The following is a 15,889-nucleotide window of genomic DNA, read 5'->3' as shown; positions in this document are numbered from 1 at the left end:
TTTTATATTATTTGAAGTATGCAATGTTCATTGCGTTCTTTAACAAGAACACAAGTAAATGATATAACGAACTTTAGGTTATTGCAATAAGAAAATTTACAATTATTAGTTAAAAGTATTTTTAGCATAGAAAAAGACTGTGATAAAATCTCCACAGCCTTTTTACTAATACGTTATTTTTCTTCTGTTTTCATTCCTTTTGTATTTCGGCGTAGCACTACATATAAAATGGCTCCAAATAGTACAAGTGCGCCTACCCCAAAACTTATTACTTTCACATTTGACTCTTTTTCTTCTGATACAATTGTATCTTTTTTAGGCATCGCAAAAGTGACATCTTCTGTTGAAAGAACATTTACCGTCGCAATTGTTTGATTATTTTTCGTAATATCAACTGCACCAACTACCTCACCACGATGAATTCCTTTATGATACAAAGATTCTTTATCTAATGAAGCTGCCCGGAAAATAGTTTTCACATTTTTCCCTTCATCTTTCTTAAGCATAAGTTCTGCACTTTTTTCAAGTTCACTATTAATATCTTTATTTAAATATGTTGTTTTTTGATGCCAACTATGTTTATCTAGTACAGTTTGCTTCACAAATTGACCAAAAGAATAGTCCGCCATCTGCTTCAAATCTTCATAAATTTCAGGTCTTTGAGAAGCCATTACTACATTTATAATACGATTTCCATCTTTCTCATTTAATAAAACAAGTGTATTACGCGCTTCATTCGTAAACCCTGTCTTACCGCCAATGCTATATGGATTTTCAAAAAAATTAGATTTATTAAAAATAGACACCGTCTGCCTAGACGTCGTAACTGTCGTTCTTTTCGTATTCATCGCTTGTAAAATTTCAGGATAATTTTGCACACCTTTCGTAATCATAGCCATATCATATGGCGTCGTATAATGATTCGGATCATGCAATCCATTCGGTGTTACAAAGTGACTATCTCTCGCTCCTAATTGCTTCGCTTTCTCATTCATCATATTGGCGAAATTTTCAACACTCCCGCCAATCCGCTCCGCAATCGCATACGACACATCATTCGCACTCAGCACCATTAAAATCATAAGCGCAGTATTTCTATTAATTGTCTCTCCAGGTTGAAACTCAATTTGATAATTACTCTTCTCTTGATCTAATGCTAATTGTGAAAATGTAAATTGATCCTCTGGCTTTGTATGCTCCATGAGTAGAATCGCTGTTAACACTTTCGTCGTACTAGCAGGATATGCGCGGTGATATGCGTTTTTGTCATACAAAACATCTCCTGTTTTCGCATCAATTGTCGTTGCAAACTGACTAAAAACATTTGGTCCTTCCGCAGGTGGTGGTGCAACTTGTTCTGGATTTACTCCAATATTCGTCTCAGCACGCAATGTCATAGGTGTCAACAAAAACAAACAAATAACTGTAATAAAAACCAAAATTTTCTTAAAATTTACCATATGACTCTCCCTTTTCCATTTAATCCCTTAACAAAATAATATATCTACCAATCATATGTAATTTGTATTAAACTGGAAGAATTTTCACTATTTTTTACTATATCATATTTTTACGATAAAGAACATAAATATACAATAAAAATAAGAAGGAATTACTCTTTCTTATCCTTCTCATCAATCAACGAATCTATTAACTTTTGACTAGCTTCCTCGGGCGTAATCTCATCCGTTATCCCCATAAACGACCAACCTTTAGAATCAACCCACTCAACAAACTCTTGTAAAAATTCATCATGTGTAACATCCACATCAAGAATCGATCCATTAATCGAAATCGTTCTATTTCTAGACACGCGCATCTTGAACGTTTTTCTTACCATTACAACTTTTCTCCCTCTACTCCTGAATATTTATAAAATAATCTTGTATCTCTGTTATACATGATTTTCAGTAAATTGTAAAAAGGATATATTGGCCAATTTAAATAGCAAAAATGAAAATCTCTTACCTACGTAAACGTAATACGACATATAACTGCTCATAAATTATTAAATAAATTCATAAAAACATACAGTTATGTGGATTTATTTAAGTAAGCCATTATAGCCTTTTGGAAGATATTATCTAAAATAGTATACTAAACGGATGAAGGATATTTGAATACAGAAACTGAGGCTTTCTATTTAGCTGGACTCTTAAGTGGTAGACTTAGAGACTGATGCCGAAATTCATATTTAATTTCTATTTCTGTACATAATATTGTAAGAAAGAAGGTAGTACTGTGAAAACAACAGAAAATTTTACTGACAGGGCCGATATATATGCACAATATCGTCCTAGTTATCCTAATGAATATATTGATTACTTACTTTCAGCTAACCAACTGAAAGGAAATCCGATTGTAGCTGATATTGGTTCAGGTACGGGTACGGGGATATTTAGCCGCCAGCTGCTTGAAAGTGGTTTACATGTTATTGGAGTTGAGCCAAATAATGATATGAGGAAGATGGCTGAGCAATCGTTAAAACTATATTCTCGTTTTCAATCCATAAAAGCAACTGCTGAAAATACCACTTTAAAAGAAAATAGTGTAGATTTAGTAACTGTTGCCCAAGCATTTCATTGGTTTGATAAAGAGGCTTTCAAAATTGAATGCCAACGAATTTTAAAACAAAAAGCAAACGTTGCTCTTGTTTGGAATAGTAGAGATTTAACTAGTCCACTTATTAAAGAGAACGCAGAAATTTGCCACATCAAATTCAAATGACTTTCGTACAATAAAGTAGAATATATTAGAAAACACCTTAAAATGAGGAGGAACTCAATGGCGCGTTGTACGTATTGTAAAACGAAGTGGAAAGTAAAAGACGTATGGTCGCTTCTCATAACATTTGAAAAAGATTGTCCGTATTGTTTTGGAAGACAATATATGTCTAATGATACTTTTCATCAAGCTAACGCCGCTTTACCACTGTTATTTTTATGCCCTTTAATTGTTGATTTAAGCGATGAAAATCCTTTAGATAAATACCGGAAATAATATAACGGCTACATTCAAAAACTACTTTTCACTGAATTTTCTTCTTATCATTATCCCTTCATACATTACTAGCATAATCGCTTATACTTTCCCTTTTGAAGATTCCGTAGCCCAGCAGGAATAGCGTCCTCTGAACAAGGTTTATCAATTATGACTAAAAAACAGTGATATATGTATACTGTTAAACATAAAAAATTAGCATTAGGTTCCAATCAAATATTAATTGAAACTCAGCACCGCTTGTATTCTGTAATTCAGAATACAAGCAGTGCTTTTTATTATGCATTTTTGCATACAGTATGATTTTCTCTTGTAAATAGATAATAATGGTATATAATAAAATCAACGTTTTACCAATAAAAGGTAATAAAAAGCAGTGTGATAAGTAAATAACCAAAACGTATTAACAGATTTGCTCTATGTAAATCATGATACATATATGGAATCAAAACTATGAAATTATATGTAGAGGTTAGATTACTACAAGATGAAAGATTCATAGCGAATACACTCGAGGAAAAAAGCGTTCGATTAGATTAATGTTATAAAACTACTTAATGTGGTATCTATGGAACGAATTGAGAATATACTTAGGGGGAATTTCAAGTGAAAACATTTGGTAAAGTATTATTAACAGGAGCTTTAGCTTTAGGTGGTTTAACAGCTATGAACATTGATACACCGAAGGCACATGCTGACGGAGCAAGCGAGTTCTGTCGTTATATTTGTGGTCCTAGCGAAACGGTGAACGGTGTTACAGTTCAGGTACACTCTACACAAGTTACTTTTGGTAACAGCGTAATTGCAAGAATTACAAATGACCGAGCGGAAGAAATTCATTACAATGTCAGCCTTGAAAAGAAATATGGCGATAGATGGGGAGAATTTGAAACCAACTTCCGTTGGCAAAATCAATGGGTCCCAGCTGGAAGCAATGATGAAATTGCAACTTTCACAGGATATGGCGATGATATTTATGAGGATGGAACATATCGTTATAAAGTCGAAATAAAAGACGCTGACGGTTCTATTGATACAATTTACACAGCAGGAATGACAGTTACAGGGCGATAGCTCATGACTGAGTTCCATTATTTATGATTTTATTTTTGATAATATCATTGATAATTGCGGTGATATTATTATTAAAATAAGCTCTTCGGGGCTTATTTTTTTATATAAAAATTGGAATGATAATATTCAGAAAATTACATCTTTACACTATTGAAATTTGTTGTTATTATAAGAATACATTAAATGTTACAATATTCAACAAATTATATAAATTCTCCGATTACACGAATGAAATGAAAACACATTGCTGGTGGTAATATTTATAGTTGGGATCCCGTAGCTCAGCAGGGAGAGCGCCACCTTGACAGGGTGGAGGTCGTGAGTTCGAACCTCTCCGGGGTCATAAAAAAAGAGACACCATATCAACCTTCTACGTGATATGGTGTCTCTTTTTTATCTAATTCAATTACTTCCCACCAAACATCTTCTCCAAAGACTTTGCATTGGCAAACAATACTTCTTTCAAGTTATCGTCAGCAACGATTTTATAGTCGCCATCTTTGTCTTTCTTTAAGTTCAATGTAACTTCGCGAGTTGCCATTGCTGCATCTTTATCCGTTAAGTTTTTGATGATAGTTGAGGTCATTGTTTTTTCAATCGCTTTTTCAGATTGTTCTTTGTCTTCGCTAAATGCGCTAGCGAAGGCCATTGGCATAACTTCTCCCACTGCTTTTGTTACAGCAACGGATAGATCAGCAGATGTAATTTTCACTTTCACTTCTGCTTTGTCATCCTTTTTCGATACTTCTTCTAGCTTTTCAAATTTAAAGTTCTTTGTAATTGCACTTAGCATTGCTTTTGCCTCAGCATCATCTGTTTTTTCATTTAGTTTATTAAATTCCTTGTCACTCTCAACAAATGTACGAGCCTTTTCTACATCACCTTTTTGTATCGCTGTTAAAAATTCTTCTGTAGTATCTTTCGGATTTGCACACCCTGCTAAAACAACCGCTGTTAATCCTACTACCATCATTAATAGCAATAATCTCTTTATCTTTTGCACGCTCATTCTCCTCATTATCTTTTCTAGTAAGTCAGTATCATACAATATTATGAAACTGACATTACAAACATTTTTTAGTATAGCATTTATATGATTAATTTTCTATTAATTCCCAAAAATATAAAGAGCCTTGCAGCATTCCTACAAGGCCTCTCTTCTATCAATCTGTATCCGTAGCACAAATGAACCACATTTTCTGTTCCCTACTACCATCCATATAGTCCGATCAAAGATCATAAGCGATAACCAAAGTGATATATTAATAGCAGCAAATAATAAATATAAAATGAAGTCTCTCTTTTGTAGTGCCCCTCTATTCATTACAATGTAAAATGCACCGATAGGAGGCAAAATAAAGCAAAGGAAAAAGTTTTTCTTAACAACCATAGATACGCAGTTTCTTTCTGCATATGAATCCCCTTTTCATCATAATACTTGCTTCAACATCGGCCTCACTACCCTATATTCATCACTATAAGCTTCCTTTATGATTAAAGGCGGATATTCACTTTTTTCTTCCTCAATCATTGTAAACACTTCTGTTTTCTCTTGTAATGTATTAGATTCTCTATTTTTAGTAGGGTTTTTACTTGTTTTAATTTTCTTTGTTACTTCGCCAAGTTTTTGCCCAACTTCTTCTACTTTGGCAGGTTCATTCGTAACATAGTATTCTTGTTCGTCCCATACTAATATAGGTGGCACTTGTTCTCTTTTGTTACATATTATATAAGTAGTACTAGCTACAAGTAGTATACAAGTTAATAAATAGAAGATAGTTTTTTTATTCATATACTACACTCCTTATCTATCAGTTCATTGGATTATATAACACAATTTATTTACATTAAATTGATTTAGAGGTAATTTTTAGGTTTAACAATAAAGAAAAACCTTACCGAAGTAAAGTTCCGTTTTTACATTCTATAGTGACTGATTAATTAATACGATCATTACAATAATCGCTATAAGCATAACAACTAAACAGCCGATTAATTTATAAAATCCTCGCTTCGTTAATGTCCCACCTTGAACATCTTTACGAATAAATAAGAATACGGCTAAAAATAATACAAGCCCAATGCCAAAAGCATACATCATTTGCATATGTTAATCTTCCTTTCTCTCTTCCATCTTAATATCTTTTTGCCAAAACAACAAATGAGATAAAGACGGTACTCATCGTAAGTGCCATAAGTATATTCAATAATTCAGTAGCAGATAGTGTAAGTATTTTTAAGTTTAAGCCAATAGAGAAAAGAAGATAATATACTGTTAATGCAAAAAAGGTTACAAACATTCCTTTATAACGAATGAGTTTCATTCGCTCATCTTTTTCTTTAAATTGTGGGTGTAAGTAGCTTAGGCAGAAACTCATAATCATCATCCCAAGCAATGGATACGTTATAGCCGGCGGTGCAGAATGCGTCATTATACCTGTTAATATCATAAATCCACTCATAAATAGAAAGATAATTCCCATGATTACAAAGTACTTTTGTGAATAGTTCATTCTTACTCCTCCCCTTCTTTTCCTTCATAAATAAATACATGTTCTATCGTTGTCTGAAATGTTTTTGCTATTTCAAATGCTAGCGGAAGTGATGGATCGTATTTCCCTTTTTCAATTGAGATAATGGTTTGTCTGGAAACCCCGAGTTTCTCGGCCAGTTTTTCTTGAGATAGTCCAAATTTCTTTCGGTATTCGACCATTTTATTTTCCAAGGAAATTTCTCCCTCCTTCCATATATCGAGTATATATGTAAAGTAAACTTTACGTCAAGGTTCCTTTACATTTATTTCAATCAGTTTTCGTTCTATTTATAATAGAAGAAACTTGTTCGATTTCAGCACGTCTATTTTGTAATAAAACATGGAACACTGTATGTAATCGTTACTATATTTCCTCCTCACTTTTTTAAAAATTTAATATCTTCATATTTGTTTTATCCTTTTAAAATATTTCATTCTCTGCTTTATTAGATGCAATGTGTTATTTGTTTTACGGTGTTTTTTGGCATATTTATAGAAACTAACGGGTTATAAAGCATTTTTTATGTTTAACCACTTTTTTTGTAGAAATCCTTCATTTTCCTTTCGATATTTAACACTATCGAAATAAAGTTTATGGTAAATTCATAATTTTTTATTTTTTATACTATATTCCGTTATATTGTTGTATAATATCTATGAAAGCGCTTATTATTTCAATATACATAATTCGAATCAACTTTTATCAAAACATTCCAATGATTATACTTATATTTACATGTAACAATTCTAGTTTTCAATGTAGGTATACCAAATATATCCACCCCATTTTTCTGTAAAATTACTTTATAAAGTGAAAGATTAACTTGGGTGATAAGTTATTGTGAATGTTTTTTTTAAAAACAGATAAGTAATAGTGTTTGGTATTATGTAAATTATTGTAATAACATAAGAGTAAAGAAAACATTTACATTGATTATTGGTTCATCAATTATTGAAAAGAGCAAAATGCACCTTTTGTATGGAAAAGGATTATATGCATTGGGAGGTTTAAACAAATGACGAGGAAGAATACAACGACAAACCCTTGGGCCAAGTTCCACGGTCCGAACCTTGGTTATGTGATTGAACAGTATGATCTTTACGTAACTGGAGCAGGTTCTGTTGATCCGGAATTACAAGAGCTTTTTGAAATTTTTGGAGCTCCTTCGTTTCAAGATGATGTCGTAACAGGGGACAACACAGCAACACATTTTTCTCCTCAAAACACAGGTAACATTGAAAAAATTCTTAAAGTCGTTCAACTTGTTGAGCAGATTCGTTCTTTCGGGCACACGTTGGCTCACATCAACCCGATGGAAGATGCTGCAAATGGACAATCTCTTCTTGAGAAAGCAATGAACGAACTGAGCGATGCTGACTTGAAAGCGATTCCAGCGAAAACAGTATGGCAAGATGCACCAGAAGGTATTCACACTGCACTTGATGTAATTCATAGATTAAAAGACGTTTATACAAAATCTTTAGCTTATGAATTTTCTCATATACAAGATAGTGAAGAACGCACGTGGTTGCATCAAATGGTGGAATCAAATTCATTGCGTCAACCACTATCAAATAAAAAACGGACTGCTCTTTTAAAACGTTTAACAGCTGTTGAAGGTTTCGAGCAATTCTTGCATAAAACATTCGTTGGGCAAAAACGTTTCTCTATCGAGGGCGTTGATATGCTTGTGCCTGTTTTAGATGAAATTGTTCTAGAAGGTGCTAAGAACGGCGTAGAGGATGTCATGATTGGTATGGCTCACCGCGGTCGTCTAAGCGTACTTGCTCACGTATTAGAAAAACCATATAGTCACATGTTTGCTGAGTTCAAACATGCAAAAATAGAAGGCGCAGTAGCCAATTCTGGCTGGACTGGCGACGTAAAATACCACCTAGGTAGAGAACAAGTCGTTAGTAACGAAGAAGTTAGCACTCGCGTGACATTAGCAAATAACCCGAGTCATCTTGAGTTCGTGAATCCTGTAGTAGAAGGTTTCGCACGTGCTGCTCAAGAGAATCGTAAAAAATCTGGTCTTCCAGATCAAGATATTTCAAAATCATTCGTAATTTTAGTTCATGGTGATGCTGCATTCCCTGGTCAAGGTATTGTATCTGAAACGCTCAACTTAAGCAGATTGAACGCGTATCAAACAGGCGGAACGATTCATGTTATCGCAAACAATGCAGTTGGTTTTACAACTGATAGCTATGATTCTCGTTCTACGAAATATTCAAGTGACCTTGCAAAAGGTTTCGATATTCCGATTGTTCACGTGAACGCTGATGATCCAGAAGCTTGTCTTGCAGCTGCTAACCTTGCGATTCAATATCGCATGTTGTTCAAAAAAGACTTCTTAATCGATTTAATCGGTTACCGTCGATATGGTCATAACGAAATGGATGACCCAGCGGTTACGCAACCACAAGTGTACAAAAAAATTAAAAATCACCCAACTGTAAGAGCAATTTATGCAGATCAATTACAAGCTGCTGGTGTTCTAAATGCAGATGAGGTTGAAACAATTACTCAGTTTACGCAAGAACAATTAAAATCAGATTATGCACAAGTACCGCCAGCTGATACGAGCGATGCAACAATTCACGTTAAAGTGCCAGATGTTGTTGCAAAAGGCATTCAACCAATTGATACTGGTGTTGAGATTGACTCACTTCGTGCAATTAATGAAGGTCTACTATCTTGGCCAGAAGGCTTTAACGTATATCCGAAAGTGAAGAAAATTCTTGAGCGCCGTAAAGATGCTTTAGAAGAGAACGGTAAAATTGAATGGGCACTTGCTGAGTCATTAGCATTCGCTTCTATTTTACAAGAAGGTACGCCAATTCGTTTAACTGGTCAAGATTCACAGCGTGGTACATTTGCGCACCGTCATATCGTATTACACGATACTGATACAAATGAAACATATTCACCATTACATCGCTTACCAAACATTAATGCATCATTCTCTGTTCATAACAGTCCGTTATCAGAGGCTGCTGTTGTTGGTTACGAATATGGTTATAACGTATTCGCTCCAGAAACTCTTGTTATGTGGGAAGCGCAATATGGTGACTTTTCAAATACTGCGCAAGCATTATTTGATCAATATGTTTCAGCTGGAAGAGCAAAATGGGGTCAAAAATCTGGTTTAGTTCTTCTATTACCACACGGTTATGAAGGTCAAGGACCAGAGCACTCTAGTGCACGTCCAGAGCGTTTCTTACAGTTAGCTGCTGAGAATAACTGGACAGTTGCAAACTTAACGAGCGCGGCACAGTACTTCCATATCCTGCGTCGTCAAGCATCTATCTTAGGAACAGAAGCTGTTCGACCATTAGTACTGATGACGCCGAAGAGTTTATTACGTCACCCACTTACGCTTTCAACTGCTAGTCAGTTAAGCGAAGGACGTTTCCAACCTGCTTTAGAACAAGAAAACCTTGGCACGAAACCAAATAAAGTAAAACGTCTTGTTTTAAGCACAGGTAAAATGGCGATTGACTTAGCAGCAGAAATCGAGTCTGGTAAACATGAGTACAACTTAGACGAAGTTCATGTCGTTCGTATCGAGCAATTGTACCCATTCCCTGCTGAGAAAGTTCAATCTATTATTAAACGATTTAAAAACTTAGAAGAAATCATTTGGGTTCAAGAAGAACCTCGTAATATGGGCGCATGGCATTACATGGCTCCAATTCTGTTCGAACTTGCTGGAGATAAAGTGAAAACAGGTTACATTGGACGTCCTGATCGCTCTAGTCCATCTGGCGGCGATCCATTCGCTCACAAAGCCGAGCAAGAACTAATTGTTGCACACGCTTTAGATGTGAAGTATAACTTCCGTCAAGATAAACAAGAAATTGAAGTTTTCAGCAACTAAAAAGTAATAATGAAGGTTTCTAGCTTGTTCCCTGGGCAGATATTCTGCCCAAGGCCAGGCTAACAAATGGAGATTACCGAAGACAAAAGAAGAAAAAACACACCGTTAGGCAAATAAGGGGAGGACATTTAAAATGATCGAAATTAAAGTACCTGAGCTTGCAGAATCTATTACCGAAGGAACTATTTCACAATGGCTTATCAACGTAGGCGACAAAGTTGAGAAAGGCGGCAGCGTTGTTGAGCTTGAAACTGATAAAGTCAATGTAGAAATCATTGCAGAAGATTCAGGTATTGTATCGAAGTTACTAGGCGAACCTGGGGATACAGTTGAAGTTGGCGCAACTATCGCAATTTTAGATGCTAATGGAGCACCAGTTGCAGTAAGTACACCTGCACCACCTACTGAGCAAGCAAAACAAGAAACAGCTGAAGCACCGAAAGCTGCGGCTCCAAATGCTGAACAAACTACGAGTCTACAAGGCTTACCAAATACGAACCGTCCTATCGCATCACCAGCTGCTAGAAAAATGGCTCGTGAATTAGGAATCGACTTAAACGACGTACGTAGCACAGATCCACTTGGACGCGTGAGACCACATGATGTACAAGCTCATGCTGCAGCATCAAAAGAAGCACCAGCTGCTCCAAAGAGCCCAGCTCCTGCTCCAGTTGCAAAAACGGAATTCGAAAAACCAGTTGAGCGCGTGAAAATGTCCCGCCGCCGTCAAACAATTGCAAAACGTCTTGTAGAAGTTCAACAAACATCTGCAATGTTAACAACATTTAACGAAGTTGATATGAGTGCGATCATGGAATTACGTAAAGAGCGTAAAGACGCTTTCGAGAAAAAACATGATGTACGTCTTGGCTTCATGTCATTCTTCACAAAAGCAGTTGTTGCAGCATTAAAACAATTCCCATTATTAAATGCTGAAATTCAAGGTGACGAGCTTATCATCAAAAAATTCTATGATATCGGTATTGCAGTAGCAGCTCCAGATGGATTAGTTGTTCCAGTTGTACGCGATGCTAACCAATTAAACTTCGCTGAAATCGAAAGTGAAATTCGTAATTTAGGTATGAAAGCACGCGATAACAAACTTTCATTAAAAGAACTACAAGGTGGTACATTTACAATTACAAACGGTGGTGTATTCGGTTCTCTAATGTCAACACCAATCCTAAATAGCCCTCAAGTTGGTATTTTAGGAATGCATAAAATCCAAGTACGCCCAGTTGCAATTGATAACGAGCGTATGGAAAACCGCCCAATGATGTACATTGCTTTATCTTACGATCACCGTATTGTTGATGGTAAAGAAGCAGTTAGCTTCCTTGTTGCTGTTAAAGATATGCTTGAAGATCCAAAATCATTATTATTAGAAGGTTGATAGATTAATAATCTAATATATAAAGGCTGTAGAATACATCATTCTACAGCCTTTTTTTGCGTTCATACGGGACAAATTTCATGACATAAGATAATAATGTATGCCTAAACGTAAGGAGGATTAAAATGAATAACCTTCCAATTCATGCAAAACTTAAAGTAAATAAGGATACTTTCTTCCTGCCCGATTCAAACGGGGGTGTCTATTTTCGAAATAACGCCAGTTCATTTCGCATGGACGGTGATGGAATTTATGACTGGATTGAAAAATTAATGCCAATGTTTAACGGTAATCATTCTTTAGCAGAAATAACTGATGGTCTCCCTCTCCCCTATCAAAATCGTGTATTTGAAATTGGAGAGGTTTTATATGAAAATGGTTTCGTTCGCGATGCAAATCAAGATGCACCTCATGAATTAAACAGTACATTACTCGACAGATATGCTTCACAAATTGAATTTTTAGAAGCTGATTCTCATTCAGGTGCTTTAAAATTTGAAACGTACCGCGGAGCAAATGTCCTTGTACTTGGCTCCGGAGATATGCTTACTTCTTTAGTTTCTTCTTTATTAGAATCTGGTTTACCTACATTTCATTACCTCGTTACAGATCGAGATGAAACAAACTATGACAGAATACATGAGCTAATAGAACGTGCATATGAAGTTGATAACGGTGTACTCATTCAAGAAATCGATACTACAATTGACCGTCCCTTGCATGAAGTATTCGAACCTTTTGATTGGATTTTATATGTTTCTCAAAATGGAGACATTGACGGTTTAAAAACAGTTCACACTATTTGTAGAGAAACGAAAAAGAATTTTATACCAGCTATTTGTTTATCAACACTCGGTATAGCTGGACCTGTCGTAACGGAAAATCGTGATGAATGCTGGGAATCCGCATGGCATCGGCTACATGAAACGACTTTGCAAAATGAAAATTCATCAGATTCCTTCTCACCAATTACATCTGCAATGTTAGCAAATGTAATCGTTTTTGAATTGTTTAAACATGTCGCGGATGATTTATATCGTGAAAAAGAATTACAATTCTTTTTATTAAACTATGAAACACTTGAAGGAACGTGGCATCCTTTTATAAAACACCCTCTTGCAACTGATGAAAGTTTTACAATTGATACGATAGAAAATCTTTCTGAAAAACTTGAGCATCGGTCCAACCAACATACTTCAACTGATGTATTCCGCTTTTTCGACTCATTAACTTCTAAAGAAGCCGGTATATTCCATGTATGGGATGAACAAGATTCATATCAATTACCGTTATCACAATGCTATATTCAAGTAGCCAATCCATTATCAGATGGCCCAGCTCCCCTTCTGCCTCTTATGACTCGCAGTGGATTAACTCATAATGAAGCACGCCGAGAAGCTGGTTTAACAGGAATTGAAACATATGTAGCAGAAATCATTCACCGCCTTATTCCTGAACATAACGATATCGGTATTGGCGCTGGAGAAACGATGACAGAAGGATTTTACCGGGCACTACAACAACATTTAAATAATAAATTGTATGAACGGCAGTCACATATGCTAGAAGAACTTACAACGATTGATTTAACTGATATTCACGATAAACATTGTAGATTTTATTACGATGCCCTTGCTACAATTCATGAAACACCTAAAATCGCAATGAGTGAAGAGATTCTCAGTTTTCCAGTCGTTTGGGTTGGTATAAATGATAAATGGTACGGTGCATCTAATATTAATATGACGTTAGCGTTACGGAGCGCACTACAACTATCACTGCTCCACATTCAAAGTGAAGAGACTCCTTACAGAGCTAATATCTTGCCTGAATCATCTATTATTTTATATGACACGGATTCTTTTAGGGTGGAAATACAAGCGGAAGAAGAAATTCCAAGTGTGCAATCTTTACAGCTTGCCTTACAGCATTTAGAAGAACATAATTTTTATCCCTTCGTGTTTGATTTAGCAATCGAACCATTTTTGAAAGAAAACTTAGACGGTGTGTATGGGGTATTAATTGCAAAGGAGGACGGTCTATGACTCAAAATATATTGCTTATAGGGGATGGCCTTCTTGCAGACTATGTACATGATCAATTATGCAAACAATATTCCATCATTCGTCAGCATACCCTTACAGAAGAACTTCCTGAAAATATTTATCTCGCTCTCGTATTACATGATGGATCTCCTTCTCCTATTCATCATGATGCTGAGCTAATTTTTCGCTCAAATCATATTCCGTGGCTTCGTGGTTTCACTTCATTTGGCGAAGGTATTATCGGTCCTTACATTCATCCTCTTACGCCCGGATGTTCCCATTGTTCTGATGGACGCCGTTTTATCGCTGGCTTTGATCAAAAAGAAATGTGGGAACTACAGCGGAAATATGCCTTTAAAGCCGAAAATGGAACGAGGCGTGATGTACGTGCCACCCAAAATGGCATGTTACAAATGTGCCATCTTATTTGCGCAGAAACAGAAAAAATATTAACTCATAACCATTCTTCTTTAGAAAATGAACTTATTTTACTAAACTTACAAACATTACAATGTACGCGGCATTCTTTTCTTCCAGATCCTCTCTGTCCTGTATGTAGTAGTTTACCTGATGATACTGCGGATGCGGCGGAAGTTTCTTTACAACCGAGTTTAAAAGTAAGCACCGAAACGTATCGCTGCCGTTCCATTCATGAATTAAACACATTTTTAACGAAAGACTATTTAGATTATCGGATCGGTATGTTGAACGGCAAAATGCAGCATTCTTTATTGCCATTCGCTGACGTCATTATAAACATGCCATTAATGTTTGGAAATGAAGGTGTTGCAGGCCGAACTCATTCATTTGCAGTGAGTGAAGCAACTGCTATTTTAGAAGGTTTAGAACGATATTGCGGTATGTCGCCTCGCGGGAAAAAGACAAATGTGCATGGTAGTTTTCATGATTTAGAGGAACATGCACTAAATCCCCTTACACTCGGTGTGCATACAAATGAACACTACAATCGTGATAATTTTCCATTTAAGCCGTTTGATCCTGATTATGAGCAAAACTGGGTATGGGGATATTCTTTATCACAAAACAGACCGCTTTTAGTTCCTGAATCAATTGCTTATTATAGCCTTGGTCATCGAGATGCTTTCGTGTATGAAACATCAAATGGATGTGCAATTGGCGGTAGTTTAGAAGAAGCGATTTTTCACGGCATTTTAGAAATTGTAGAGCGTGATGCCTTCTTACTCACTTGGTATGCCGAATTACCTCTTCCCCGCCTTGATCTTAGTTCAGCAAATGATACAGAATTACAATTAATGATCCAGCGGTTACGTACGATTACTGGATATGAATTACACGCTTTTAACGCGACGATGGAACACGGCATCCCGAGCTTATGGGTAATTGCAAAGAATACACGTGAAAATGGAATGAACGTTGTTTGTGCGGGAGGCGCTCATTTAGATCCTATTCGAGCTTTAAAAAGTGCCATTCAAGAAATAGCAGGCATGTTACTTATAACAGACGATGAACTCGAGCACAAAAGAGAATACTATGAAAAATGCTTACAAGATCCTTATTTCGTTAATAAAATGGAAGACCACAGTATGCTGTACGGATTGAAAGAAACGGAAGAACGTCTTCACTTCCTTTTACGAGAAGATGCACCAGTGCAAACGTTCCAAGAAATGAATGTATCACAGTCATTTGATATGGATTTAACATCCGATCTCCACCAACTTTTAAATCGTTTGCATCAATCTAATCTTGAAATAATCGTTGTAGATCAAACCGTTCCCCTTATAGAAAAGAACGGACTACACTGTGTAAAAGTCATTATTCCAGGCATGTTACCGATGACATTCGGCCATCACCTTACTCGTGTTACAGGATTAGATAGAGTCTATACCGTACCGATGACACTTGGATATAGCACTGAACCGTTAACAAATGAACAATTAAATCCACATCCGCACCCGTTTCCATAGTAAAGGAGGGATTT

At 36.0% G+C, this 15,889-nt stretch carries 13 protein-coding genes, 1 tRNA gene and 2 pseudogenes; 8 read left to right on the top strand and 8 right to left on the bottom strand.

What is annotated here, in order from left to right; all coding sequences use genetic code 11:
• Positions 1-173: 173 nt before the first annotated feature.
• Positions 174-1,460: a D-alanyl-D-alanine carboxypeptidase family protein gene (locus DOS87_RS06620; protein WP_000247023.1), complete on the bottom strand. Its 1,287-nt coding sequence runs from the start codon at positions 1,458-1,460 to the stop codon at positions 174-176.
• Positions 1,461-1,612: 152 nt separating this feature from the next.
• Complete coding sequence (locus DOS87_RS06615) at positions 1,613-1,840, bottom strand: hypothetical protein (RefSeq protein ID WP_000251862.1); 228 nt, start codon at positions 1,838-1,840, stop codon at positions 1,613-1,615.
• Between the two features lie 401 nt (positions 1,841-2,241).
• Here DOS87_RS06615 and DOS87_RS06610 point away from each other — a divergent pair.
• From DOS87_RS06610 to DOS87_RS06595, 4 genes and pseudogenes are all read left to right on the top strand, one after another.
• Positions 2,242-2,709: pseudogene (locus tag DOS87_RS06610) on the top strand (class I SAM-dependent methyltransferase); the annotation flags it as partial.
• 75 nt (positions 2,710-2,784) lie between these two features.
• Entirely contained in the window at positions 2,785-3,000 is a 216-nt protein-coding gene (locus DOS87_RS06605; RefSeq protein WP_000090226.1) for a hypothetical protein, read from the top strand.
• 606 nt (positions 3,001-3,606) lie between these two features.
• On the top strand, positions 3,607-4,074 hold the full coding sequence (locus tag DOS87_RS06600) for a hypothetical protein (RefSeq protein ID WP_000846651.1): 468 nt from the start codon (positions 3,607-3,609) through the stop codon (positions 4,072-4,074).
• 270 nt (positions 4,075-4,344) lie between these two features.
• A tRNA-Val gene (locus DOS87_RS06595) sits at positions 4,345-4,417 on the top strand.
• A gap of 63 nt (positions 4,418-4,480) precedes the next feature.
• Here DOS87_RS06595 and DOS87_RS06590 read toward each other — a convergent pair.
• From DOS87_RS06590 to DOS87_RS06570, 6 genes and pseudogenes are all read right to left on the bottom strand, one after another.
• Positions 4,481-5,077 carry a DUF4878 domain-containing protein gene (locus DOS87_RS06590; RefSeq protein WP_001169502.1) on the bottom strand — a complete coding sequence of 199 codons (597 nt, stop codon included), beginning with the start codon at positions 5,075-5,077 and terminating at the stop codon, positions 4,481-4,483.
• Between the two features lie 141 nt (positions 5,078-5,218).
• Positions 5,219-5,487 (bottom strand): annotated as a pseudogene (locus tag DOS87_RS30485) (hypothetical protein).
• A gap of 16 nt (positions 5,488-5,503) precedes the next feature.
• The gene (locus tag DOS87_RS06585) at positions 5,504-5,866 is read right to left on the bottom strand and encodes a hypothetical protein (RefSeq protein ID WP_001036577.1); all 363 of its coding nucleotides are present in this window, start codon (positions 5,864-5,866) and stop codon (positions 5,504-5,506) included.
• Between the two features lie 132 nt (positions 5,867-5,998).
• On the bottom strand, positions 5,999-6,181 hold the full coding sequence (locus DOS87_RS06580; protein WP_001178294.1) for a DUF3976 domain-containing protein: 183 nt from the start codon (positions 6,179-6,181) through the stop codon (positions 5,999-6,001).
• Between the two features lie 28 nt (positions 6,182-6,209).
• Positions 6,210-6,587: a hypothetical protein gene (locus DOS87_RS06575; RefSeq protein ID WP_001109904.1), complete on the bottom strand. Its 378-nt coding sequence runs from the start codon at positions 6,585-6,587 to the stop codon at positions 6,210-6,212.
• A 2-nt stretch (positions 6,588-6,589) separates the two neighbouring features.
• On the bottom strand, positions 6,590-6,799 hold the full coding sequence (locus DOS87_RS06570) for a helix-turn-helix transcriptional regulator (protein ID WP_000428510.1): 210 nt from the start codon (positions 6,797-6,799) through the stop codon (positions 6,590-6,592).
• Positions 6,800-7,623: 824 nt separating this feature from the next.
• Here DOS87_RS06570 and odhA point away from each other — a divergent pair.
• The 4 genes from odhA to DOS87_RS06550 all read left to right on the top strand — a co-directional run bounded on the left by odhA (position 7,624) and on the right by DOS87_RS06550 (position 15,875).
• Positions 7,624-10,491 carry a 2-oxoglutarate dehydrogenase E1 component gene (gene odhA / locus DOS87_RS06565; RefSeq protein ID WP_000197142.1) on the top strand — a complete coding sequence of 956 codons (2,868 nt, stop codon included), beginning with the start codon at positions 7,624-7,626 and terminating at the stop codon, positions 10,489-10,491.
• A 133-nt stretch (positions 10,492-10,624) separates the two neighbouring features.
• The gene (gene odhB, locus DOS87_RS06560; protein ID WP_098578288.1) at positions 10,625-11,884 is read left to right on the top strand and encodes a 2-oxoglutarate dehydrogenase complex dihydrolipoyllysine-residue succinyltransferase; all 1,260 of its coding nucleotides are present in this window, start codon (positions 10,625-10,627) and stop codon (positions 11,882-11,884) included.
• A 125-nt stretch (positions 11,885-12,009) separates the two neighbouring features.
• A complete protein-coding gene (locus tag DOS87_RS06555; RefSeq protein ID WP_001061548.1) occupies positions 12,010-13,929 on the top strand; it encodes a putative thiazole-containing bacteriocin maturation protein in 1,920 nt (639 codons plus the stop codon).
• Positions 13,926-15,875, top strand: a complete 1,950-nt coding sequence (locus DOS87_RS06550; RefSeq protein ID WP_000192991.1) for a TOMM precursor leader peptide-binding protein — start codon at positions 13,926-13,928, stop codon at positions 15,873-15,875. Before DOS87_RS06555 ends, DOS87_RS06550 begins: the two co-directional genes overlap by 4 nt.
• Positions 15,876-15,889 lie beyond the last annotated feature (14 nt).

Origin of the sequence: Bacillus sp. CR71, from assembly GCF_003429245.1 — a bacterium.
Taxonomy (GTDB): domain Bacteria; phylum Bacillota; class Bacilli; order Bacillales; family Bacillaceae_G; genus Bacillus_A; species Bacillus_A thuringiensis_S.
Note: the sequence above shows the minus strand (reverse complement) of the source record. Positions and strands in the feature narration are given on the sequence as shown.